Annotated in this window: 15 protein-coding genes and 1 pseudogene; 9 read left to right on the forward strand and 7 right to left on the reverse strand. The window is 68.0% G+C overall.

The features are described from left to right. Nucleotides 1–162 precede the first annotated feature (162 nt). The 5 genes from OXS27_RS15420 to OXS27_RS15440 all read left to right on the forward strand — a co-directional run bounded on the left by OXS27_RS15420 (nt 163) and on the right by OXS27_RS15440 (nt 6,410). Complete coding sequence (locus tag OXS27_RS15420; RefSeq protein WP_267357237.1) at nt 163–1,458, forward strand: efflux RND transporter periplasmic adaptor subunit; 1,296 nt, start codon at nt 163–165, stop codon at nt 1,456–1,458. A 9-nt stretch (nt 1,459–1,467) separates the two neighbouring features. Beyond that, complete coding sequence (locus OXS27_RS15425; protein ID WP_267357238.1) at nt 1,468–4,605, forward strand: efflux RND transporter permease subunit; 3,138 nt, start codon at nt 1,468–1,470, stop codon at nt 4,603–4,605. A gap of 74 nt (nt 4,606–4,679) precedes the next feature. After that, nucleotides 4,680–5,237 (forward strand): DUF4337 domain-containing protein, encoded by a 558-nt coding sequence (locus OXS27_RS15430; protein ID WP_243918284.1) that lies wholly within the window; start codon nt 4,680–4,682, stop codon nt 5,235–5,237. A gap of 120 nt (nt 5,238–5,357) precedes the next feature. Then, nucleotides 5,358–5,885 carry a phosphate-starvation-inducible PsiE family protein gene (locus tag OXS27_RS15435; protein WP_243918287.1) on the forward strand — a complete coding sequence of 176 codons (528 nt, stop codon included), beginning with the start codon at nt 5,358–5,360 and terminating at the stop codon, nt 5,883–5,885. Nucleotides 5,886–5,936: 51 nt separating this feature from the next. Then, on the forward strand, nt 5,937–6,410 hold the full coding sequence (locus OXS27_RS15440) for a coiled-coil domain-containing protein (protein WP_267357242.1): 474 nt from the start codon (nt 5,937–5,939) through the stop codon (nt 6,408–6,410). A 19-nt stretch (nt 6,411–6,429) separates the two neighbouring features. Here OXS27_RS15440 and OXS27_RS15445 read toward each other — a convergent pair whose 3' ends face one another. Then, nucleotides 6,430–6,951, reverse strand: coding sequence for a TspO/MBR family protein (locus tag OXS27_RS15445; RefSeq protein ID WP_267357355.1), 522 nt, complete (start codon nt 6,949–6,951; stop codon nt 6,430–6,432). A gap of 82 nt (nt 6,952–7,033) precedes the next feature. Here OXS27_RS15445 and OXS27_RS15450 point away from each other — a divergent pair, with 82 nt between their 5' ends. Beyond that, nucleotides 7,034–8,239, forward strand: coding sequence for an aminotransferase class V-fold PLP-dependent enzyme (locus tag OXS27_RS15450; protein ID WP_267357244.1), 1,206 nt, complete (start codon nt 7,034–7,036; stop codon nt 8,237–8,239). Nucleotides 8,240–8,583: 344 nt separating this feature from the next. Here the strand turns inward: OXS27_RS15450 and OXS27_RS15455 are convergent, their stop codons facing one another. Then, on the reverse strand, nt 8,584–10,257 hold the full coding sequence (locus OXS27_RS15455; RefSeq protein ID WP_267357246.1) for a methyl-accepting chemotaxis protein: 1,674 nt from the start codon (nt 10,255–10,257) through the stop codon (nt 8,584–8,586). Nucleotides 10,258–10,623: 366 nt separating this feature from the next. Between OXS27_RS15455 and OXS27_RS15460 the strand changes: the two genes are divergently transcribed. The 3 genes from OXS27_RS15460 to OXS27_RS15470 all read left to right on the forward strand — a co-directional run bounded on the left by OXS27_RS15460 (nt 10,624) and on the right by OXS27_RS15470 (nt 13,454). Beyond that, nucleotides 10,624–11,088 (forward strand): hypothetical protein, encoded by a 465-nt coding sequence (locus tag OXS27_RS15460; protein WP_267357248.1) that lies wholly within the window; start codon nt 10,624–10,626, stop codon nt 11,086–11,088. A 95-nt stretch (nt 11,089–11,183) separates the two neighbouring features. Then, complete coding sequence (locus OXS27_RS15465) at nt 11,184–12,113, forward strand: AEC family transporter (RefSeq protein ID WP_267357357.1); 930 nt, start codon at nt 11,184–11,186, stop codon at nt 12,111–12,113. Between the two features lie 111 nt (nt 12,114–12,224). Then, nucleotides 12,225–13,454, forward strand: coding sequence for an acyl-CoA dehydrogenase (locus OXS27_RS15470; protein WP_267357250.1), 1,230 nt, complete (start codon nt 12,225–12,227; stop codon nt 13,452–13,454). Nucleotides 13,455–13,722: 268 nt separating this feature from the next. Here the strand turns inward: OXS27_RS15470 and OXS27_RS15475 are convergent, their stop codons facing one another. The 5 genes and pseudogenes from OXS27_RS15475 to OXS27_RS15495 all read right to left on the reverse strand — a co-directional run bounded on the left by OXS27_RS15475 (nt 13,723) and on the right by OXS27_RS15495 (nt 23,612). After that, nucleotides 13,723–14,214, reverse strand: a complete 492-nt coding sequence (locus OXS27_RS15475; protein ID WP_267357252.1) for a VOC family protein — start codon at nt 14,212–14,214, stop codon at nt 13,723–13,725. A 109-nt stretch (nt 14,215–14,323) separates the two neighbouring features. Next, complete coding sequence (gene addB, locus OXS27_RS15480) at nt 14,324–17,488, reverse strand: double-strand break repair protein AddB (RefSeq protein ID WP_267357254.1); 3,165 nt, start codon at nt 17,486–17,488, stop codon at nt 14,324–14,326. Between the two features lie 493 nt (nt 17,489–17,981). After that, nucleotides 17,982–19,364: a 2-hydroxycarboxylate transporter family protein gene (locus tag OXS27_RS15485; protein WP_243918327.1), complete on the reverse strand. Its 1,383-nt coding sequence runs from the start codon at nt 19,362–19,364 to the stop codon at nt 17,982–17,984. Between the two features lie 360 nt (nt 19,365–19,724). Beyond that, entirely contained in the window at nt 19,725–21,323 is a 1,599-nt protein-coding gene (locus OXS27_RS15490; protein ID WP_267357257.1) for a porin, read from the reverse strand. Between the two features lie 657 nt (nt 21,324–21,980). Continuing rightward, a pseudogene (locus tag OXS27_RS15495) lies at nt 21,981–23,612 on the reverse strand (porin). Between the last annotated feature and the right edge of the window lie 298 nt (nt 23,613–23,910).

Here is a 23,910-nt window from a genome sequence, read left to right on the forward strand (position 1 = left end):
CGACGAGAGAACCATTGTTGAGACAACGCCGCGGTTCGCGGCGGGTTGCAGGCAATCCGTTGGAAAAGCGCTAGGTCTCGTCGCCCCACCTCATGCGGCGCGTGGTCCGGCGACGGCCTCTTGAGCAGGCGCTATACTCGCCTGCGTCGAAGACCCTGCGCCATGAAATCGCCGACCTACTCAGCGAGGGAGTGGCGTAACCAATCGAGCGCCGACCGTGAGGCCCCCGTCGTGACATCTTTCCGTTGGCGTGCGTATCGCCTCGGCCTCCTGTGCGGGCTCGCGGTTCTCGCCTCGGCACCGGCTTTGGCCGTCGAGAGCGCCGCCGTTCCCGATGCCGCCGCCATTGCCCCCGCGGTCACCGTCGTTCCGGCCGAGAGCCGCGAGATCGTCGAGCGGGCCATCGTCACCGGCACGCTGGTGCCCCGGGACGAGATCCTGGTCTCCCCCGAGGTCGAAGGGCTGCGCATCACCGAGTTGCTCGTCGAGGAGGGCGACCGCGTCACCAAGGGCCAAGTGCTCGCCCGGCTGTCCCTGGAGATGCTCGCCACCCAGGAAGCCTCGAACGCGGCGGCGATCGCCCGGGCCCAGGCGGCGATCGTCCAGGCTCAGAGCCAGATCGTCCAGGCGGAGGCCGCCAATGTCGAGGCCAAGCAGGCCTTGGAACGCGCTCAGTCGCTCGCCAAGACCGGCAACGCCACCGCGGCCGTGCTGGAGCAGCGCGTCTCGGCGGCGCAGGGGGCGGAGGGCCGCCTCGCCGCCGCAAAGGGTGGGGTGCAATCGGCCCAGGCCGACCTCGCCACCGCCCGGGCCGCCGGCTCCGAGATCGCTCTGCGGCGTGCCCGCGCCGATATCCGGGCCCCGGAGGCCGGGGTCGTCAACCGTCGCACCGCCCGGATCGGCGCCACCGCCACGGCGGTCGGCGAGCCCCTGTTCCGGCTGATTGCCCGCGGCGAGATCGAACTGGAGGGCGAGGTGCCTGAAACCTCGCTGGCGCGAATCCAGGTCGGCAACCCGGCGAGCCTCGATCTGGATGATGGCCGGCATCTCCAGGGCAAGGTGCGCCGCGTCTATCCGGAGGTCGACCGCGCGACCCGCCTCGGCAAGGTCCGCATCCGCCTCGGCGACGATCCGGCCCTGCGCATCGGTGCGTTTGCTCGCGGCAGCGTCGAGGTGGCGCGCCGCACGGGTATCGCGGTCCCGGTTTCCAGCCTGCTTTACGCAGTTGACGGCCGGGCCAGCGTGCTGGTGGTGAAGGACGGCCGCGTCGAAGCGCGGACGGTCGCCCCGGGCCTGTCGGCGGATGGGTTCACGGAACTCCGCTCGGGCGTCGCCGCGGGCGAGAGCGTGGTGGCCCGCGCCGGCAGCTTCCTGCGCGACGGCGACCGGGTGCGCGCCGTTCCGTCGCCGAGCAATACCCCCATGGCCGCCCCGATGGCCGACGCGGACCCGCGGTAGGACCGATCCATGCGCCTCAACGTCTCCGCCTGGGCGATCCGCAAGCCGCTGCCCTCGGTGGTGCTGTTCCTCGTCCTGATGATCCTCGGGCTGGTGAGCTTCCGCGCCCTGCCGATCACCCGGTTCCCGAACATCGACATCCCGATTGTCTCGGTGACGATCACCCAATCGGGCGCCGCGCCGGCCGAGCTTCAGACCCAGGTCACCAAGTGGGTGGAGGACTCGATCGCGGGCGTGAAGGGCGTCAAGCACATCCTGTCGACGATCACGGAGGGCATCTCCACCACCACGATCGAGTTCCGGCTGGAGGTGAACCAGGATCGCGCGACGAACGACGTCAAGGACGCCATCGCCAAGATCCGCCAGAACCTGCCGCGGACCATCGACGAGCCGATCGTCTCGCGCGTCGAGATCGCCGGCCTGCCGATCATGGTCTACGGCGCCTCCGCGCCCGCCATGACGCCGGAGGACCTGTCGTGGTTCGTGGACGACGTGGTCGCCCGGGGCTTGCAGAGCGTGAAGGGCGTAGGCGGCGTCGAGCGCCTCGGCGGCGTCGCCCGCGAGATCCGCGTCACCCTGAAGCCCGACCGGCTGCTGGCGCTGGGCATCACCGCAGCCGATGTGAACCGGCAGCTCCGCTTGACCTCGGCCGACATGGCCGGCGGCCGGGCCGAGGTCGGCGGCCAGGAGCAGTCGATCCGCGCGCTCGCCGCCTCGGGGAGCCTCGACACGCTGGCCAAGACCTCCATCGTGGTGCCGGGTAACCGCAAGGTCCGCCTCGATGAGCTCGCGACCCTGTCGGACACCGCCGAGGAGCCCCGCACCTTCGCACGCTTCAACGGCGAGCCGGTGGTGGCCTTCGCGATTTCCCGGGCGAGCGGTGCCAGCGACGCCGTTGTCGCGGAGGGTGTGGCCAAGAAGATCGCGGCGCTGCATGCGGCCAATCCCGACGTCCGCTTCGACCTGATCGACACCAGCGTCGTCAACACGATCGGCAATTACCACTCGGCCATGATGGGCCTGATCGAGGGCTCCATCCTCGCGGTCGTGGTGGTGCTGCTGTTCCTGCGCGACTGGCGCGCGACGCTGATCGCCGCGGTTGCGCTGCCGCTCTCGGTCCTGCCGACCTTCTGGGTGATGAGCGCGCTGGGCTTCTCGCTGAATGCGGTCAGCCTCCTGGCGATCACCCTGGTCACCGGCATCCTGGTGGACGACGCGATCGTCGAGATCGAGAACATCGTCCGCCACATGCGGATGGGGAAATCGCCCTATCGCGCCGCCCTGGAGGCCGCCGACGAGATCGGGCTCGCGGTCATCGCGATCACGGCGACCATCATGGCGATCTTCTCGCCCGTGTCGTTCATGGGCGGCATCGCCGGGCAGTATTTCAAGCAGTTCGGCCTGACCATCGCGGCGGCGGTGTTCATGTCGCTGCTGGTCGCGCGGCTGATCACGCCGCTGCTGGCCGCCTACTTCCTGCGCGACCACGGGCCGGACCACGAGCGGGACGGGGTCGTGATGCGCGGCTACACGCGCCTCGTGGCGTGGTCGGTGCGACACAAGTTCATCACGCTGGTGCTCGGCATCGCGTGCTTCGCCGCGTCCATCGCCTCCACGGGTCTCCTGCCCGCGGGCTTCCTGCCGGCCGAGGATCAGGCACGCACGCTGTTCGTCCTCGAACTGCCGCCCGGCGCCCGGCTCCCCGATACGGTGAGGCTGAGCGACGCGATCGAGCAGAAGATCCGGGCGCTGCCCGAGGTGAAGAGCGTGTTCGTGGATGGCGGCCGGCAATTGCCCGGCAAGAAGGAGGTGCGGCTCGCGACGCTGACCATCAACCTCACGCCGAAGAACACCCGCCACCGCACGCAGAAGCAGGTCGACGCCGAGATCGCCGTGATCCTGCGTGAGGAACCGGATCTCCGCTTCTGGGCGCTGCGTGAGAATGGGCAGCGCGATCTGGCGTTGATCATCGCGGGCCCCGACAAGGCGGTCGTCGCCGATGTCGCCGCGCGGCTTCAGCGCGAGGCGGCGCAGATTCCGCACCTCGTCAACGTCATGTCGACGGCGCCGCTCGATCGCACCGAAGTTCGCATCCGGCCGAAGCCGGCGGTGGCGGCCGATCTGGGCGTCTCCACCGACACGATCGCCGAGACCGTGCGGGTCGGCACGATCGGCGACATCGGCATGAACCTCGCCAAGTTCAACGCCACCGACCGGCAGATCCCCATCCGCGTGCAGCTCCCCGAGAGCCTGCGCGGCCGGCTCTCCGAGTTCGAGACGCTGAAGGTTCCGGTGAAGGGCGGGGCCGCCGTGCCGCTCGCCACCGTTGCCGATATCAGCCTCGGCCAGGGGCCGACCGGCATCGACCGCTACGACCGCGCGGTGCGTGTCGCCCTCGAAGGCGACATGCAGGGCACGGACGCGCTGGCCGAGCTGATCAGCCAAGTGATGAATCTCCCCGCTGCGAAGAACCTGCCCCCCGGGGTGACGATCAGCCAGACCGGCGACGCCGAGGTGATGGGCGAGGTCTTCGAGGGCTTCGCGCTGGCCATGGGCGCCGGGCTGATGATGGTGTTCGGCGTGCTGATCCTGCTGTTCGGCAACTTCCTGCAGCCGCTGACCATCCTGTTCTCGCTGCCGCTCTCCATCGGCGGCGCGATCCTGGCGCTGCTGATCTGCCACATGCCGATCTCGATGCCGGTGGTGATCGGCATCCTGATGCTGATGGGCGTGGTCACCAAGAACGCCATCATGCTGGTGGATTTCGCCGTGGAGCAGATCCGCGCCGGGGTCGATCGCAACGAGGCGATCGTGGACGCCGGCCGCAAGCGCGCCCGGCCGATCGTGATGACCACGATCGCCATGGCGGCCGGGATGGTGCCCTCCGCGCTGGCCTACGGGATCGGCGGCGAGTTCCGCGCGCCCATGGCGGTGGCGGTGATCGGCGGGCTGATCGTCTCCACGGTGCTGTCGTTGGTCTTCGTGCCGGCGATCTTCGTGCTGATGGACGATCTCTCGCGCTTGCTGAAGCGGCTGTTCGGCCGCTTCGTGGGCGAGCGGGACGATCCGGAGGATGCAATGGCGTTCGATCCGGCGCATCCGGCCAATGACGGGCGTCCCGCGCCGCCGCGGATCGCCGCGGAATAGGCGATCCGCATTGCGCACCGCGCCGCGATGCGCTGTGACTCCCGCCGGCGAATCGAACACGGAACGGGGTAGCGATGTCGGGTGGTCATGGGGCGGTCGAGGGTTCGAACAAGCGTGTCGCGCTGCTGATCTCGATCCTGGCTTTGTTCCTCGCCTTCAGCGAGACCCTGGGCAAGGCATCGCAGACGGACTCGATCGGGTCCAATGTCGAGGCCGCCAATCAATGGGCCTATTTCCAGGCCCGCACGATCCGCTCGACGGTGCTCAAGACCGCCGACGAGGCGCTGGCGCTCGTGCCACCCGGTCCGAACCAGGACGCCATCGCGGCCAAGCGCGCCGAATGGGCCAAGACCTTGGCACGCTGGGATTCCGAGCCGTCGACCGGCGAGGGTCGCAAGGAACTGTCCGAGAAGGCCAAGGCCTCCGAAGGCCGGCGCGATCTCGCCTTGCTGCGCTATCACCATTACGAGCTCGCCTCCGCGGCGTTCCAGATCGGTATCGTGCTGGCCTCCGCGGAGGTGATCACCGGGATCGCGATCCTGGTCTTCGCCGGCGGCTTCCTGGGGCTGGCCGGTGCGGCGCTCCTCGGCTTCGGCTATCTCGCGCCGCACGCGCTGCCGTTCTTCCACTGAACACCGACCACCCGGAACGGCGGCCCGAGGCCGTGATCGATCACGATTGATCCGTCCGACACTCACGCACTGGACGCGCGCGCCAGAAGCTTATGTTGTCGGCATCTTCCAGGGGGAACGATGTCAGACCATTCCGAAGACCAAGGTCGCCTGACGCGCGTCGCCAGCGCGATCTTCATGCACACCGAACATGCGATTTACGCGGCGCTCGGGCTCTTGCTGGCGCTCACGGCCCTGGTGGCGCTGATCGACGCCGCCGGCCTGACCTGGGAAGCCCTGCGCGCGCTCGGCGGCGCACAGCAGATCCTGGAGGTGGTCGACCGGCTGCTGTTCCTGCTGATGCTGATCGAGATCCTGCATACGGTGCGCGTCTCGATGCAGTCGGGCACGCTGACCTGCGAGCCGTTCCTGATCGTCGGGCTGATCGCTTCGATCCGGCGGGTTCTGGTCATCACCCTCCAATCGTCGGAGATCATGCACGCCAAGGATTGGTCCCCCGAAAAACAGGCGCTGTTCCAGGCCTCAATGATCGAGCTGGGTGTGCTGGCGGGGCTGATCCTCACGATGGTGTTCGCGATCTTCCTGCTCCACCGCGCCCGCGACGACGGCCGGCCGGCCGGTGAGGAAAACCCAAGCGGCGAAGCCTGACAGCATCGCGGCTCGGCGGCAAAGCACCTGCCAAGCAGAGCCGCGCGTGCTATGCTCGATTCCATGAGCCTCGTCTCGCTCGATACTCTGGCGATCGCACGGAAGCTGCAGGCGGCCGGGTTTTCCGACGTCCAGGTCGACGCGGTCACGGGTGTGATTCGCGATGCGCGCGAGGGCGACCTGACGACCCTCGTGACGAAGTCCGATCTCAGCGCTGAGACCGCTTTGATCCGGTCCGATCTCAGTGCCGAAACCGCTTTGATCCGATCCGATCTGAAAGCGGAGACCGCTCTTGTCCGGTCCGATCTGACCGCTGAGATTGCCCTCGTTCGATCCGATCTCAGCACCGAAATGGCTCTGGTCCGGTCCGATCTGAAGGCGGAGATTGCCCTCGTCAGGTCTGAAATCAGAACCGAGATCGCCGACACGCGGTACGAGATCCTGAAATGGGTACTCTCCGCGATCGGCTTTCAGACCATCGTGGTCGTCGGCGCAATCGTAGCGCTGACCAAGGGGCTGCACTGATTAGGCGCGCAGGCATCGCTCAATTCATCCGCAGGATCGCGGCGTTGAGCAGCGTCGCGAAGGCGACCCAGACGGCGTAGGGCACGAGGAGCCAGGCCGCGAGCCGGTCGAACCGCCACGTCAGCCGGATGGTCCAGAGCACCATCACCAGCAGCATCGCAACCACGATCAGCCCGGCGCCGATCGCGTGGGCGGAGAAGAAGACCGGCGTCCACGCGGCGTTGAGCGCGATCTGGACCAGGAAGGCCGCGAGCGCCAGCCACCAGCCCTTGCAGCTCGGCCCGGTGCGCGGCATCGCGCCGAGCAGCCGCCAGAGCGCGATCGCGATCATCGTGTACAGGATCGTCCAGGCCACCGGGAAAACCCAGTCCGGCGGGTTGAACACCGGCTTGTTCAGGCTCGCGTACCAGCCGGGGATCTCGGCCTGGGTCGAGACCGAGCCGATCACCGCAGTCACCGCGATCGGCAGGATCGCCGCCGCGAGCCTGAGCCAGCGCGGCAGGGCGGAGCCTTCGGGGACCTGTGTGGCGGCGGCTGTCATCGTGTGGGTCTCCGGGGCGTGCGGCTTGTCGAAGGCGGCGGCCCGTGGCACGCGCCCCACTCCATCCGCCGAGAATCGCCAGATGACACAGCCTTACGCGCCGCAGGCACCGACGGATACACAGCCCGACGGAACGCCGGCTTTCGCGCGAAAGAGCCTCGCCGCCCAGGCTATGGGCCGGATCGAGCCCGAGACCCGGGCCGTGGTGATGCCGCTCCACGTCGCAACGACTTTCATCCGCGACCCCGACAACGGCTACAGCTCGGGCTACTGCTACGCCCGTCCCGACAACGCCACGGTGCGCGAGGCCGAATCCGTCTTGGCGATGCTGGAGGGGGCCGAAGCCGGCGCCCTGCTGTTCGGTTCCGGAATGGCGGCGGCGACCGCGGTGTTCGGCGCCCTCGAACCGGGTGATCACGTGGTCGCCGGCACCGTCATGTACTGGGCGCTGAAGCGCTGGCTGCGCGAGGAGGCGCCCCGGCGCGGGCTGAGCCTGACCTTCGTGGACACGGACGATACCGAAGCGCTTCGCGGCGCGGTCCAGCCGGGACAGACCAAGCTCGTCTGGATCGAGACGCCCGGCAACCCGCTCTGGACGGTCACCGACATCGCCGCCGCCGCCGAGATCGCCCATGCGGCCGGCGCCCGACTGGCGGTCGATTCCACCGCGGCCTCGCCGGTGCACACGCGCCCGCTCGAACTCGGCGCCGACTTCGTGATGCATTCGGCCACCAAGATCCTCAACGGTCATTCCGACGTGGTGGCGGGCGTGCTGGCGGCTGCGCGGGACGACGCGTTCTGGGCGCGGATTCGCGGGATCCGCGCCGGCAGCGGCGGCATCCTCGGGCCGTTCGAGGCCTACTTGCTGATGCGCTCGCTGCGCACCCTGCACCTGCGGGCGGCGGCGCAGTCCGCCGGCGCCCTGCGGCTCGCCGAGCGCCTGCGCGGGCACCCACTAGTTACCCACGTCCTCTACCCGGGCTTGGCCGACGATCCCGGGCATGCGGTCGCCCGCCGCCAGATGCGGGACGGGTTCGGCTTCATGCTGTCGATCCGGATCGCGGGCGGCGAGGCCGGCGCCATCGCGACGGCGGCGCGCGTGCGGCTGTGGAAGCGCGCCACCTCGCTCGGAGGCGTCGAGAGCCTGATCGAGCATCGCGCCTCGGTCGAGGGTCCGGGCAGCCCCTGCCCGACGGACCTGCTGCGCCTGTCCACCGGCATCGAGGATACCGACGACCTGTACGCGGATCTGGATCAGGCGCTGCGCGCGGGTCACACGGGTCTCTGATCAGCCTGGACGCAACACTTCTTGAGCCGGAGACGGAGTGGATGGCAGCGCCGTCCCAGTGTTTGAGGCCAAGCGTTCCACGACATCGGCCTCACAAAGCGCGCCGCTTTCCCGGACGCCGGGATCGCAGTGGAAGGCGATCCGGGACCCAGCACCCAAAGCGCAGCGCAGCGGCACCGAATATCGACGCTTCACGCCGTCTCACGCTGGATCCCAGGTCACATTCCGCCCACGCTCCATGTGCCCGGGACAGGGATGCGCCAGGATGACCCCGGTAAGTCGCCTCTGATTCGCCGAACATCCCAGGAGCGCAGGATCTGGCAGATCCCTCCCGCCCCGCTCGCTCAGGCAGCCTTCACGCTGCCGAGGAAGGTGCCGACCTCCTGCGTCAGACTTTCGGAATGCCGCGACAGGCCCTGCGCGGCGCTCAGAACCTGGGCGGCGGCCTCGCCGGTCCGGCTCGCCCCCTCGCGGACACCCGCGATGTTCCGGGTCACGTCCTCGGTGCCGCAGGACGCCTCCTGCACGTTGCGGGTGATCTCCCGGGTCGCCGCGCCCTGCTCATCCATCGCTGCGGCGACAGCGGTCGCGTAGCTCGACATCTCGCCGATGATCCGGCTGATCGCCTCGATCTCAACGACCGCCTCGTCGGTGGCGCTCTGGATCTCACCAATCCGCTCACCGATCTCACCAGTGGCCTTCGCGGTCTGCTCGGCCAGTTCCTTGACCTCGCCGGCGACCACCGCGAAGCCCCGCCCGGCGTCGCCCGCCCGCGCCGCCTCGATCGTCGCGTTCAGCGCCAGCAGGTTGGTCTGGCTGGCGATGTTGGCGATCACGTCCACGAAGGTGGCGATGCGGCCAGCCGTGGAGGCCAGCCGGCGGACCGTGGCACCGCTGCGCGTCGCGCCCTCGACCGCCTGCTCGGCGATCTGCGCCGAGCGGGTCACCTGCTCGACGATCTCCTGCACGGAGGCGACCATCTCCTCGGTCGCGGATGCCACGGTCTGCATGTTGCCGGAGGTTTGCTCGGCCGCGCCCGCCACCGTCACGGCCTGCTGCGTGGCTTGATCCGCCACGCCCGCCATGGTCCGGGCAGTGACCTCCATGTCGCCGGCGGCCTCCGCCAAGCTCCGGGTCAAAGCCGAAATCGTATCCTCGAAGCGCGTGGTGATCTGATCGAGCAAAGCGGCCCGACGCGTCTTGGCTTCGGTCTCGACGGCGGCGGCTTCGTCGGCCGCCTGTCTGGCCAGCATCGCATCCTTGAAGATCTGCACGGACCGGATCATCGCGCCGACCTCATCCCGCCGCTGTCCTCCGGTGACGGTCGCGGTCAAATCACCGGCCGCCAGCCGGCCCATCAGGGCAGTGGTGTGATCGAGGGGACGGATCACCCGGATCAGCACGGTGTGCAGGCCGAAGAGGAGGGCAAGGGCCGCCGCCGCCAGGAAGGCGATCAGGATCAGTCTGGCCCGAGACGCCGCCTCCCGCGCCTCCTCGTACCCGGCGCGCGCCGCCCGGAGTTGCAGGTCCGTCAGCTTCGACAGGGCCGCGACGGTCGGCGCCATCATCTGGTTGAGGCCGAGATGTGCCGCACTGTAGCCGTCGAGGTTCCCTGCGCGAAGCCGCTCCAGGATTCCGGCAACGATCACCGCGTTCCGATCGATCTGCGCCTGCATGGCGGCAGCCCGCCGCTTCTCCTCCGGCGTGAGCTTGGTTGCGAGATAAGCGGCCCATTGCTGGTTGAGGTTGGCCAAGCCGGCCTCGATGCGGCCCGCGGCCTCTTGGGGTTTAGCGGCCTGTTCCCGCGCCTCACGCGAAGCGTCGACGATCCGGTCGTAGGCCTCACGGATGCCCAGAAACTGGCTGAGCGGCACCACGCGATCCTCGTACGCCGACCGGAGACTGTCGTTGCTGCTGGACAGGGCCAGCTGACCGATCACGACGGAAGCCAGCAGGAGGGTTCCGAGCAGGGTCAGCAGAACAATCAGCCGCCCCTTGATCGTATTGACCCTCATCATGTTCGCTCCCCTGACATTCACGTGATGCCATAGGGCAATACCGGCCTGCGTTCCAGTTTTTTGCAACATGAAAGCTCATATTTTATCGAACGATTTCTTTAAGATCATGCCATCGCATCGCTCAATGATTGATCTCGATTGACTGATATCTACATTACAAGCTAGATTGATTATTGATGCATCCGGCATCTCCGCCGGCTGGCATCGGTCCAGATGGGACAGCATCGCCGGATTCCGGTGCGTCGGACGATCAGACACGGACATCCGCGCGGCGCCGTTGCCGCTGGCGGGTGCCGAAAGGCAGATTGGCGCGTTCTGAACGGGTAGCCTTCCGCGGGCCTCCCTCTCTCGCGAGTCACGACCACCATGAAGCCGACGTCCTCCGCCCTTGCCGCCCTCCTGCTCGGCGTCATCGCCGGACCTGCCCGAGCCGACGCTGTCCCGGATCTCGATGTCGAGCAAACCTGCCGTTCGGCGCAGGTCGCCAACACGTCGATCAGCGATCAGGCCAATTACGACGGCTGCCTTCGCTCGGAGCGGGAGGCCAAGAAGGAGGCCGCGCGGCACTGGGGCAACTACACCCCGGCGGCCAAGCGGCAGTGCCAGAACCAGTTCAAGGCAGGCGGCTATCCCTCCTACGTCGAGATGGTGACCTGCCTGGAACTCGCCTCCGGCACGGTCCCGACCCAGAGCAACGACGGCGGCGCGGCCGTCGGCGGCCCCGGGTCACCGCGGGACGTGAAGGCGCAGCGGGAAGGCGGCGCCAACCTCACCAAGGAGCCGCCGGCGACCCAGCGCACGAACCCCCTGAAGGTGCTGGACGGCAAGTAGGCCGCACACCCGCGCATGCATCAGGCGCCGACGCGCAAGCCGGTGAACGCGTGCTATGGGCCGAAGTCCAGCCCCTCAACGCGCCGCCCGCATCCGTGAACGCCCTCGCCATCATCGCCCCGATCTTCGGGATCGTCCTGATCGGCTGGATCGCGGCGCTCGCGGGACTGCTCTCCGACAAGGTCAGCGATGGCCTGTCGGAATACGTCTTCGCGGTCGCCGTGCCGGCGCTGATCATCGCGACGCTGACGAAGCCGGGCATGAGCGGCACCGTGGCGTGGTCCTACTGGGTCTCGTATTTCGGCGGGGCCGGCCTGTCGTGGTTCGTCGGCACGCTGATCGCCCGGCGGCGGGCCGGGATCGAGCGGCGGGGCGCGATCCTGCACGGCTTCGCGGCCAGCCAATCGAACACCGTGTTCGTCGGCGTGCCGATGATCCTCCAGGCCTACGGCGACGACGGCGCGTTCCCGCTGTTCATGCTGCTCGCCGTCCATTTGCCGCTGATGATGGGCAGCGCGACGTTCCTGATCGAGTCCGATTCCGGCCTGCCGATCCTGGCGCGGATCCGGGGCCTCGCCCTGGTGCTGCTGAAGAATCCGATCTTCGTGGCGCTCCTCGTCGGCATGGCCATGAAGAGCCTGGGTGTCACCCCCGCCGGGATGGTCCGATCCCTGATCGATGCCTTCGCGGGCACCGCCTCGACCTGCGCGCTGGTGGCGCTCGGCGCCGGATTGAAGCGCTACCGGGTTCTGTTCGATCTCAAGGGGGCGCTGGTGATCGCGCTGCTGAAGAACATCCTGCACCCGCTGGCGGTGTGGGTGCTGGCCTTCCACGTCTTCAACATGCCGCCGGCCTATGCCGGGGTCGCCACGCTGTTCGCCGCCATGCCGGTTGGGATCAACGCCTACCTGCTGGCGGCCCGCTACCGGACCGAGACCGGAATGGTGGCGGCCTCCGTGCTGGTGTCCACCCTGCTGGCGCCGCTCACGACCCTGGCCTGGCTGATGCTCCTCGGCCGGGCGTGACGGCGGCGCCCCGGCGTCACCGCGCGCGTTGGACGACGGCCGGTGCGGGTCTACTGTGTCGCCAAGCGCGAGCCCGAGAGGCTCCACGCAACCCTGCAGGCGAGGATCCCCATGAACGCTCCGATGCGCCCCCCGGGCAGCGCCTCCCCCTCGGCCCCGGCCTCGGCGGCCTTCGTCTGGGACGATCCCTTCCTGCTGGAGGACCAGCTCACCGAGGATGAGCGGGCGATCCGCGACGTCGCCCAGAGCTTCGCGCAGGAACAGCTCCTGCCCGGGATCGTCGAGGCCTACGCCACCGAGAAAACAGATCCGGGCCTGTTCCGGAAGATGGGTGAACTCGGCCTGCTGGGCGTCACCCTGCCAGAGGAATACGGCTGTGCGGGCGCCTCCTACGTGGCCTACGGTCTCGTGGCGCGGGCGGTCGAGGCGGTGGATTCCGGCTACCGCTCGATGATGAGCGTGCAATCCTCCCTCGTGATGTACCCGATCCACGCCTACGGCTCGGAGGCGCAGCGCCAGAAATTCCTGCCGAAGCTCGCCTCGGGCGAATGGATCGGCTGCTTCGGCTTGACCGAGCCCGATGCCGGATCGGATCCGGCCGGCATGAAGACCAAGGCGGAGAAGATCGACGGCGGCTACCGGATCTCGGGCGCCAAGATGTGGATCTCGAACGCGCCCTTCGCGGACGTGTTCGTGGTCTGGGCCAAGTCCGAGGCCCATGAGGGCGCGATCCGCGGCTTCGTCCTGGAAAAGGGCATGAAGGGCCTCTCCACCCCGACCCTCAAGGGCAAGCTCTCCCTGCGCGCCTCCACCACCGGCGAGATCGTCATGGAGGGGGTCGAGGTCGGCGAAGACGCGCTGCTGCCCAACGTCTCCGGGCTGAAGGGGCCGTTCGGCTGCCTCAACCGGGCGCGCTACGGCATCTCCTGGGGCGCGATGGGCGCCGCCGAGGATTGCTGGCACCGGGCGCGTAGCTACACGCTGGAGCGCAAGCAGTTCGGCCGGCCCCTGGCGCAGACGCAGTTGGTCCAGAAGAAGCTCGCCGACATGCAGACCGAGATCGCACTCGGCCTCCAGGCCTCGCTCCGGGTCGGGCGGCTGATGGACGAGGGCAGGATGGCCCCGGAGATGATCTCACTGGTCAAGCGCAACAATTGCGGCAAGGCGCTCGATATCGCCCGCACGGCCCGCGACATGCACGGCGGCAACGGCATCATGGGCGAGTACCACGTGATGCGCCACGCCCAGAACCTCGAGACGGTCAACACCTACGAGGGCACGCACGACGTCCACGCGCTGATCCTGGGCCGGGCGCAGACGGGGTTGCAGGCGTTCTTTTGAGGAGCGGATGGGCTCTTCTCTCGTGCGAGCTCGGCGTTGACGCATCGCCGGCCGACACGCGCTCACCGCGCCTGAGAAGGGTGAGGTCGACACAGGTTTGATGTCTCAGCGGCCTCGACCTTCGGCAGAATGAGACACGGGTCCCCTCTCCCGTGCGGGAGAGGGAGACTGTCGCGCTCCGTCATCAGCGGGGTGCCTCGGATCCGTGTAGCTCAGACCGACAGGGAAGAAGGTCGTGAGTGCCGGCCGGACCCGCGGCGTGAACGCCTCATCCCCGTGCCGATGCGCGAGTGCCAAGATTCTCCGCGAGGCGGACGAGATACCCGTCGGGATCCTGCACGAGGCATTCCCGCTGGCCGTGTTCCGCGTCTCCGACCCTGTACCAAGCCTCGCTCGGCGCCTCGAACAGCGGCCAGATCGCGGCTTCAAGCGCAGCGAGGACCGGATCCAGCGGCTCGATCATCGTCTGCAGATTCATGCCTCGGCCAAGCGGATAGTCCAGCGCGGCGGTTTCCCAGCTGCCGTTGCGTTGGCACAGCATGATCTGCGCGGCGCCGCGCGTCAGGAAGGCGAAGCGCGCGGCCGGGCGATCGTAGGCGATCGCGAAGCCGAGCAATCCGCACCAGAAACGCAGGCTCGCATCGAGATCCGTCACATACAGCTCCGGGACGAGGGCCCCGAACCCGCCCTGCGGCGCGGCGCCCGTCCCGGAGGATCGCGCCCGGGCGGTGGGATCGGTCAGGGGGTTCACCTCGGTCATCGAACCGCTCCGGCGTGCATCGGGTGGCCAGGAGCAGCGCCGGGCCAGCCTTCCCGCAACCGCAACCCGGGCCGACCCTGATCCTACCGCGATTCGGGGGAACGGCGGCTCATTCCCCGCTCTCATCCCCGGCGAGCGACCATTCCAGCACCCGGACGAGATGGTCGTAGGACCCGTACTTGCTCGCGTATTGCGGATAGGGCCGGGCCGTGTAGGCCGCGTCCCCGGTCATGAACCGCGCGATCAGGTCCCGCAGCCGCTCGGCATGCTCGGTGACGATCGCGGCGACGTCGCGCGCCTCGCCGCGCGGCGGCTTGACCGGCAACGGAAGGAAGGGTTTCCGGCCACCCGAGGCGTGGATGTAGAGCAGGTCGGGCGGCGTCTTGACCTTCGGCAGATCCGCGAAGGCGCCGTGCATCAGCATCGCCGCCTCCAGGGTCAGCTGCGGCGAGAACCCCGAAAAGATCATCTTCGCCGAGGGCGGGGCGCCGGTCTTGTAGTCAACGATGCAGGCGCTGCCGTCCGGGCGCAGCTCGATCCGGTCGGCCCGGGCGCGCAGCGTGAAGCTCTCGCGACCCATCGGGATCACCCAGCGGCCCGACACCTCCGGATGGATCTGGGTCAGGCCGGGCCGGCGCTGCGCCTCCCAGTCCAGATAGGCGCCGGCCATACGCTGGTAGCGCGGCCACCACTCGGCGTAGAGGTTCGGATACTCCGCCTCAATCTCCGCGAAGGCGTTCAACGCGAGAGCGAACAGCCGCTCCGTGGCATCGCGGGGCAGGTCCCGCGGATGGCGGCGGGCGAACTCGGCGAAGACCTCGTGGACCAGGGAGCCGCGGGTGGCGACGCCCGGCGCCGCCGCCAGCGGGTCCAGGGGATCGAGCCCGAGGACGTGGCGGGCGAAGATGCTGTAGGGGTCGCGCACCAGCGTTTCGATCTCGGTGACGCTGAGCGAACGCGGGAACAGGGCCGGATCCGGCTTCGGCGCGGGCCGCTTCAACCTCGGCTGCACCGGCGCTGCGTCGAGCCGGGCGGCGAGGCCGGCGAGACGGCGGCCCGCCACGAGCACCGCGTCCCAGTTCGTATCCCCGGCCAGCGCGCGCAGACGCTGGATCAGTCGCGACGGCACGGTCGGCGCGCCTTCGCGCTTCAGCGCCCGCGTGATCACTGCATCCCGGCAGCCCAAAGCCTGCACGAAGTCGTGCGCCATCTGGCCGATCCGCCGCTCGGGCGGGTTGAGGCCGACCCGCTCGCGCATCGGCCGGTTGAGGAACGCGTCGGTCAGGGTGCGCACCGGCCAGACCCCCTCGTCGAGCCCGCCGAGCACCACGCGGTCCACCGAGAGCAGGCGCGCCTCCAGCAGGCCGAGGATGCGCAGCCGCGGATGAGGCGCCTCGCCCGAACAGGCGACCACCCGCTCCCGGGCGAGCGACGTGAAGAAGGTCGCGTAATCGTCGAACCGGCCAGGCATCAAACCGGGCTCGGCCAGTTCCAGGTCGTCGAACAGGGCGTCGAGGCAGGACAGGGAGCCATCCGACTCCGTCTGCGGGGCATCCTCCGGCCCGGACACCAGACGGTCGCACGCCTCGCGGTGGCGGGCGGCCGTGGTCACCAGATCGCAATCCCCCGCGCCGTCCGGCCCCGGGAAATCCTCGAACACGTGGTCGAGCCGATCGAGCAGGTCGGCGGCGAGGTCCCAGTCGATGTCCTTGAGGCGTCGCTTGGCCCGGGGCCGGTGCTCCGGCGGCCCGGCGCGCTCCGCCGCGAGCGCATTGCGCAACCCCGAGAAACCCGGCGCCGGGACCGGGCCACGCAGCAGGCCGATCTCCAGGGCCGCCGCGCCCCGGACCACGTCGGCGCGCGGCAGGCCGAGCTGAACCATGGGATGCGAGAGCAGCGCGATCAGTCGGGCCGGGATCGCGTCCGCCTGCTTGCGTGCGAGGTCGGCGGCGAGTTCGGCGGCCAGCCGCGCCAGGCGTCCGGCCGGGCTTCCGGCCAGCGCCAGGCCCGCCGAATCCTCCGCCACGATGCCCCAGCGCAGCAGTTCCACCGCCACCCGGCCGGCGAGGCCCCGGTCCGGCGTGACCAGGGCCGCGGTGGCACCGGGCGTCTGGAGGGCCTCGCGCAACGCCACGGCGGCGATCAGCGCCTCTTCCCGCTCGTCGGCGGCCTCGACCAGCGCCAGCCCGTCGAGGCCGAGGCGGGCGTTGGTGTCGCGCTCGGACGGATCGAGCGCCGCCCAGGCGTCGGTGGTGTCGGCCGGCCGCAGCGCCTGCGACAACAGGGCGGCCCGGGCCGCCTGCCCGGGATCGGGTTCGCCGAGGGCGACGATCTCGCTGCGGGCGAGGTTCAGATTGTCCGGCCCGAGCAGCCGGTGCGGCACCGCCTGCGGGTGGCCGTGGGCGATGATCCGCGAAAACCCCTCGCCGGTGTCGATACCGTCCCAGCCGGCCACGTCGAGGTCGAGGTCGAGACCGGGCAGCACCACGGCACCCCGGGGCAGCTTCGCCACGGCGGCGATCAGCCGGGCGGTGGCGGGGACAGAGCCCAGCGACCCGGCCACGATCACCGGATCCTGCGTGACGCCGCGCGACAGGCGCCGCTCTTCCGCCAGGATCAGGCCGCGGGCACGCGCGACGGGATCGGCGAGACCCCGCTCGGCGAGCAGCTTCGGCCAGTTCTCGGCGGCGATCTTCACGAAATCGAGGGTCAGGCCGAAGTAGCGGGAATACTCGGCCTCCACGGCGGCGCCGATCTCCGACCAGGGCAAGCCCTCGACGGTGAGCGCGTCCATCAGCCGTTCGAGGTCGCCCGCGAGACCAATGGCGTCGGCCGGGGAGGACGGGACGAGGAACGGCACCTCGGCGTCCAGCGGCAGCAGGGTGCGATCCACCGTCCTGGCCCAGGCCTGGACAAGGCGAGCGAGGATCAGCCGGCGCTCCAGCGGGGCCATCGGCGCGCTGAGCGGATCGGCGTTCGCCTCCAGCAGCGGCTCGGCGGCGAGGTCGAGTTCCGCCTCGTCGGCCTCGCCGAGCGGGATCATCCGGGGCAGCAGCGTAGCCTGCCCGGGGGCATCGCGGCCGAGTCGTTCGGCCAGGATGGCTGACAGCGCCCGGGTGGCGCGGCGGGTCGGCAGGTAGAGGGTGACGGCAGCCAGCGCCAGCGGATCGCTCGCCACCGGCCCGACGAGTTGGCCGGAGAGCAGCGCCTCGGCCAACGTCGGCAGGAACGGGACACCGCGGGTGATGGTGAAGACGGCCTGTCGAGCGGGCATGGGCGGAGTTCTACGCCCCCGGCGGGGTTCCGGACAGGGGGCGATGGGCCGCTGCGTGTGCCGGGCCGTTCGTTTCGCGCGCCTCCCCCCGCAGACGGTACGACATTCACGCTTCGCTGGCCGAGAGGCCCTCTCCTCCCCCTTGCGGGGAGGAGTTGGAGGTGGGGGTGTCGCAGGAGGCACCATTGCGCCTCATCCTGAGCCACCCCCACCCCTGACCCCTCCCTGTGAGGGGGAGGGAAAAGCGCTTTAAACTGTGAGGGTTCGACTTTAGAGTAAGAAGTGCAAATCCGCTCGTTGCGGGGGGGCTGCGCCTGACCGGTGTCCTTACGCTCGCTTACGCTCGCGTCGAGCGGTCGCCCGTCATTGAAGACAAGAAAATCCTGCTCGAACTTTTCAGCCGTGTAGGCGCCGAAAGCGGTGCGCGGCAGGCGGGGATCCTCCGGATCGGCCAGCAGCGGGATTAGATCGTCTACGCGTCCTGCGGGGTCGGTCAGACCCCGATCCACTTCATCGCGATGATCGTGCCCGTCACGGTGAGCGCGCCGCCGATGCGGGTCGCGATCTGCGCGAAGGGCATCAGCGCCATCCGGTTCGCCGCCGTGAGGATCGCGACATCGCCGGTGCCGCCCTGGCCGCTGTGGCAGGCGTTCACGATGGCGGTCTCGATCGGGTACATCCCGAGCCAGCGCCCGACGAAGAAGCCGGTGGTCATCAGCGTCGCCACGGTCGACACGATGGTGATCAGGTTCACCAGCGTGAACGCGGCCATCAGCTCGTGCCAGGGGGTGAGCGCCACGCCGATGGCGAAGAGCAGCGGATAGGTCATCGAGACCTGCACGAACTTGTAGACCACGAAGCCGCCGGCCTGGAGATGGGGCGACACAGCGCTGGCAAGCTTGGCGAACACCGCCAGGAACAGCATCGCCACCGGCGCCGGCAGGCCGACCAGGTGGTGGGCCATGACGCCGAGCAGGTAGAGCGTGATGGCGGTCAGCCCCGCGGCGCCGATCGTGGCGGGATCGATCTGGCCCCGCGCCGCCTCGGACTTGGCCTGGGCGTCGCTGGACTTGAGGCCGTCCGAGTCCGGCTGGAGCCGGCCCTCGCCGGTGAGGTGGGGATAGCGCTTGCCCACCGAGTTCAGGGTGCCCGCGAAGATGATCGCGGTGAGCGAGCCCAGCATCACCGGCGGCAGGACCTGGGCGAAGATCACGCCCTGCTGCTGGCCGAGGATCGCCGCGTAGCCGATCGACAGCGGGATCGCTCCCTCGCCGACGCCCCCGGCCATGATCGGCACCACGATGAAGAAGAAGGTCTTGTAGGGGCCGAGGCCGAGCAGCGTGCCGACCAGCGTACCCACGATGGCCGCCGCCACCGAACCGGTCGCCAGCGGCGCGAAGATCTTGAGGAAGCCCTTGATCAGGACCTCGCGGTCCATTCCGAGGATCGAGCCGACGATGATCGTGGCGATGTAGATGTAGAGGAAGTTGGTGAACTTGGTGAAGTCGGTGATCGCCTTCACCATCTGCGGTGGGACGAGCGCGTAGTAGACCAGCGCCGAGGGGATGAAGGTCGCGAAGATCGCGCCCGCACCGATATTCCGGAGAATCGGGATGCGTTTCCCGATCTCCGCGCAGGTGAAGCCGCCCATCACCAGCACGGCGATCATGGTCGGCCCATCCGGCTTGATCTCGCCCTCCTGGACGAGGATCACAATCAGCGCGGCCAGGATGACGTAGACCGGCAGCGGTATGATGCCGATCTTGGTGTCGACGAGGCGCCACCAGCGATCCGGCCAGAACCGGGCCGGGCGCCTCTCCTCGACCCGTGTCTCGACCGCTGACGGGATCGGCCTTGGCGAGGCGGTGCTGGTCATGGACGTCCCCCCGGATGCCTCTCAACGCGTCGGCAATTCACGGCCTCCGCGCATGATTTCGCGCCGGCCGATAACCGTCGCGTCACGTCACGACCCGCACAGCCGGCGGAAATAAAGTGACATTCGGCGTATCAGTGCGGGCGGAGGGCGGCAACGCGCTGCCGGGAACAAAGAGCCCGACCTGTTCCGCGGGTGGGGATTAAAAACGCACGCACCACGAGGGCGATACAGGCCGCCGGGTCCTTCGCGGCGCGCGGACGCTTACCCCGGCGAGGCCCGTGCCCACGAAGAAAGGCCCGGCGCAGAGCCGGGCCTGATTGGTGTTGGCGTCGACGGGAGTTCCCCCGCCGACGCAGGGGATCAGAAGTCGCGCTGGACGCGGAACCGGACGTGGGTCATCGAATCCTGCGTGGCGGTCCGAACCGCGAAGGTACCGTTGTTGATGCCGGCCACGTTGGCATAGGCCGTCGGGCTCTTGTCGGAGTCGATCACCCGACCGTTCTTGACGCCCATCTGGGTGTAGAAGGCCTCGACGCCGATATCGAGATCGGCCACCGGCGACCAGATGAGGCTCGCGCCGGCCGCGACCTGGTAGGTATCGCGCAGGGCTTGGCTGAGCTGGTAGAACCGGGTGCCCGGGACGCCGACGGCGTTCACGCCGAAGCCGCCCGTGCCGTTCGCACTCGCGAGGCCGTACAGGGCTCCCTGGGCCAAGCGGGCACCGGCGGAGAAATCCTGCTCGCCGTAAGAGGCGAAGACGGCTGAGCGCCACTCGGGCGACCAGTAGTGCAGGAACGACGCGACCGCCGAGAAACTGGTCGAGGTCTGGAGCTGGCCGGTGAACGGGTTGATCGACGCGTCCGCGAAGTACTGCTCGAACTTCTGCGTGTCGAAGCCCGTGTTGGATTGCCTGTAGCAACCCGCGATCATGCAGTACCCGGTGTAACTCTGGGCACCGTTGGCGTAGGCACCCTGCAGATAGAGGGTGTCGCCGGAAGCGATCGCGGGCAGGTTGATCTTCACGCCGCCCTGGACGCCCCAGCCCTGGACCGAACGGGTGTGCGGGATGCCGGTGAGCACGCCGCCCGTGCCGGCCGCGGTCGCGGTCGACAGGTTGCCGACATTGATCTCGTGCGTGGCGGCGGAGAGCTGCGCGGAGCCCCAGGCCTGATCGACCCGCAGGGCAGCGACGAAGTCAGGCAGCCTTGAGCGCTGGATCGGATCGACGTTGCCGTAGCGCGTCGGCAGATTGTTGGCGTAGGCCACGAACACGGGGCTCACCGGCGGCCCGGAGAGCGGCGCGAAGACCGGCGAGCGGGTGTAGACCGGGTCTTCGACCGAGAGCGTCGCCGAAAGGCCGTCCCCGAAGGTCGCCGTGTAGGCGAGCAGGTTGGTGGACGAATTATCGGATCCCGAGGTTGCGCCGTAATACTCGAAGTCGTGGGCGTAGAAATCGAAGAACGACGACGCGCGGCCGGCGGTCAGCCCGGCGAACTGGATAAACGCCTTGTCGACGTTCACGTATTGCTGCACGCGGCCCGCCTCGTCGACGCCGGTAGCGCCGTAGGCCTGGCCGATGCGCAGCATGGTCCCGGAGTGGACCACGCCGGTACGGGAGGCGGCATCGAGCCGCGCGAAGGCGCGAAGCGTGCCGTAGGCGGTCTGGGTGCGCGCATCGAGATTGATGCGCAGCAGGCCGCGATACCCCGACGTGTCGCCGCTGGCGCCCGGCTGCCGGCTGGACGCGGTCTGGTAGGCCCCCTCGAACCGGGCGCGGCCCGAGATGCGCAGGCAGGTGTCGGTCCCGGGAATGTAGAAGAAGCCGGCCCCGTAGGCGGTGCAGACTCGGACGTACTCGATCGGCGCGGCCTTCTTGACCGGAAGGTCAGCCGCCTGCGCGGCACCCGTCATCGCGAAGGCCGCGGCGGATCCGAGCAGGATATGCTTGAATGATGTCATTGAATTCCCCAGAGCTTACAATTCCACGACGGCCGGTTTCCAAGCCAATTAAATTATTGACAGTATTATCCTGCCTTGTTTTATGACAGATGATGATTTCTACGATCAGATCGCCGATTTTATCTCTTCGATCGTCCTGATGCCCGGCAAAATTATCGGCAACAGCGAATCATCTTTCGATTTTATCTTTGACCTATCTGTTGCTTAGGTGCAACAAAACATAGATTGTATTCAATGCATGTATAGCTTAAATGAGATGGTGCGAAATTTTGTGTATTTTACTCTACTTGTCGGCAGTGAAAATTATTAGCCGGAGCAGATCGGCGGATAAATGTTGTGATTTTTGCGGATCACACGGTCGCTTCAGGGAGCGGGTCGCTCTCCTGGCCACGTTCGCACCGTGCTGCGCGCCGCCTGTCGATCGGCGCGAACGGCTAAAAGCCCTGAAACTTGGCTGTGATTCGCTCGCCGCGTTGAAAAGCAGCGATCGCGCGACTCGGCATCCCCGAATCGCAGTCCATGCCGGCACCGCGGAGGCGCGCGCAGCAGGCGGCCATGCCCAGCACCGTCATAAAAAAGGCCCGGCATGGCCAGGCTTGAAAGTCATGCTGCACGGGGCCGGCGTCGGGACCGAAATCCCGGCGCCGGGCTCTTGGATCAGAAGTCGCGTTGGACGCGCAGGCGAACCGAGGAGACGGAGTCCTGGGTGACCGTCCGCGGCACAAACGTTCCGGCGTTGATCCCCGCGACGTTGCTGTAGGCCGTCGGACTCTTGTCCTTGTCGATCACCCGACCGTTCTTGACGCCGATCTGCGTGTAGTAGCCCTCGACGCCGATATCGAGGTCCTTGACGGGCGACCAGATCAGGCTCGCACCGGCGACGATCTGGTAGGTGTTCCGCAGCGCCTCGCTCAGGTTGTAGAACCGCGTACCAGGGGCGCCGACCACGAGGTTGCCACCGATATTGGCCAGGGACGAGGCCACGCCCTGGGCGGCGCGGGCGCTCTGCGAGAAGCTCTGCTCGCCGTAGCTGGAGAACACGGCCGAACGCCATTCCGGGGTCCAGTAGTGCAGGTAGGACCCGACCACCGTGAAGCTCTGCGAAGTCTGCAGCTGCCCGGTGAACGGGTTGATCGTCGCGTCGGCGAAGAACTGGTTGAACTTCTGGCCCTGAAGGGTCGCAGTGGTCTGCGTGTATGAGCCGGTGAATGACGAGTAACCGGTGTAGAGCTGAGCGCCCTAGCCATAGGCACCCTGCAGGTACAGGGCGTCGCCCGGAGCGATGAACGGTGCGTTGACCTTCAGGCCACCTTGAACGGCCCAGCCCTGGGTGTTCCGGGCATGCGCGATCGGCGCGATCGGCTGACCGGACGCCTGGCTCTCGTTGCCGACGTTGAGTTCATGGGTCGCGGCGGTGAGCTGGGCCGAACCCCAGGCCTGGTCGAGGCGCAGCGCACCGACGAAGTCGGGCAGGCGCGTACGCTGGATGGTGTCGACGTAGCCGTAGCCGGTCGGGAGGCCGCGGGTGTTGTAGGTGATGAAGACCGGCGTCGGCTGGTTGGTGACCGCCAGGACCGCCACACCGCCGATCCCGCCATTCGTGGCGACGCCGACACTGTAGGGCGAGAAGATCGGGGTACGGCGGTAGATCGGGTCTTCGACCGAGAGCGTCGCCGACAGGCCATTACCAAACGTAGCCGTGTAGGCCAGCAGGTTCGTAGAAGCGACATCCGACCCCGCGGAAGCACCGGCGAACTCGAAATCGTGCGCGTAGAAGTCGAAGAACGAGGAAGCGCGACCGGCGGTCAGGCCAGCGAACTGGATGAACGCCTTGTCGACGTTCACGTACTGCGAGTCGCGGCCGAAGCTGTCGTTGCCGAGGCCGGGATAGGCTTGGCCGATGCGCTGCTGGGTGCCGGACTGGCCGACGCCGGAATAGCCGGTGCGTGCGCCGGCATCGAGGCGGGTGAAGGCGCGGAGCGTGCCGTAGGCGGTCTGGGTGCGGGCATCGAGGTTGATGCGCATCCGGCCCTGGTAGCCCGACGTGTCGCCATTACCGGTCCCGCGCGAGTTGCTGGGCATGTACCCGCCCTCGAACCGGGCGCGGCCCGAGATGCGTAGGCAGGTGTCGGTGCCGGGGATGTAGAAGAAGCCGGCACCGTAGGCGGTGCAGACGCGGACGTACTCGATCGGCACGGCCTTCTTGACCGGCAGATCGGCTGCGTGCGCGGCGCCCACTGCCGCGAACGCGGCGGCAGAACCGAGCAACGAGCCCTTCAAGAGCTTCATAGATATCTCCAAGTTCTCAAGACCCCATAACGCCATCCACGCAGTCTATTTCTGCGCTAATAGCTTATTTTTTGCACAACTCGCCTGTTGATGGCAAAGCTGTTCGGGACCTCGAGGTCGAGATGCACCGATGCGTGAGCACATTGTGCAAACGCCGTCGCATCCGCAACTTTGATCAACGCAAAACAATAATGTTAGCAGAAAGCGTTGTATGCTTACCACAAAACTAAGACTTACATTTAAGCGAGTCAGTTTTCTGATTTATGATTTTTCGATAATTACCAACGACGTATTATTT

Source organism: Methylobacterium sp. GC_Met_3 (genome assembly GCF_026540775.1).
Lineage (GTDB): Bacteria > Pseudomonadota > Alphaproteobacteria > Rhizobiales > Beijerinckiaceae > Methylobacterium.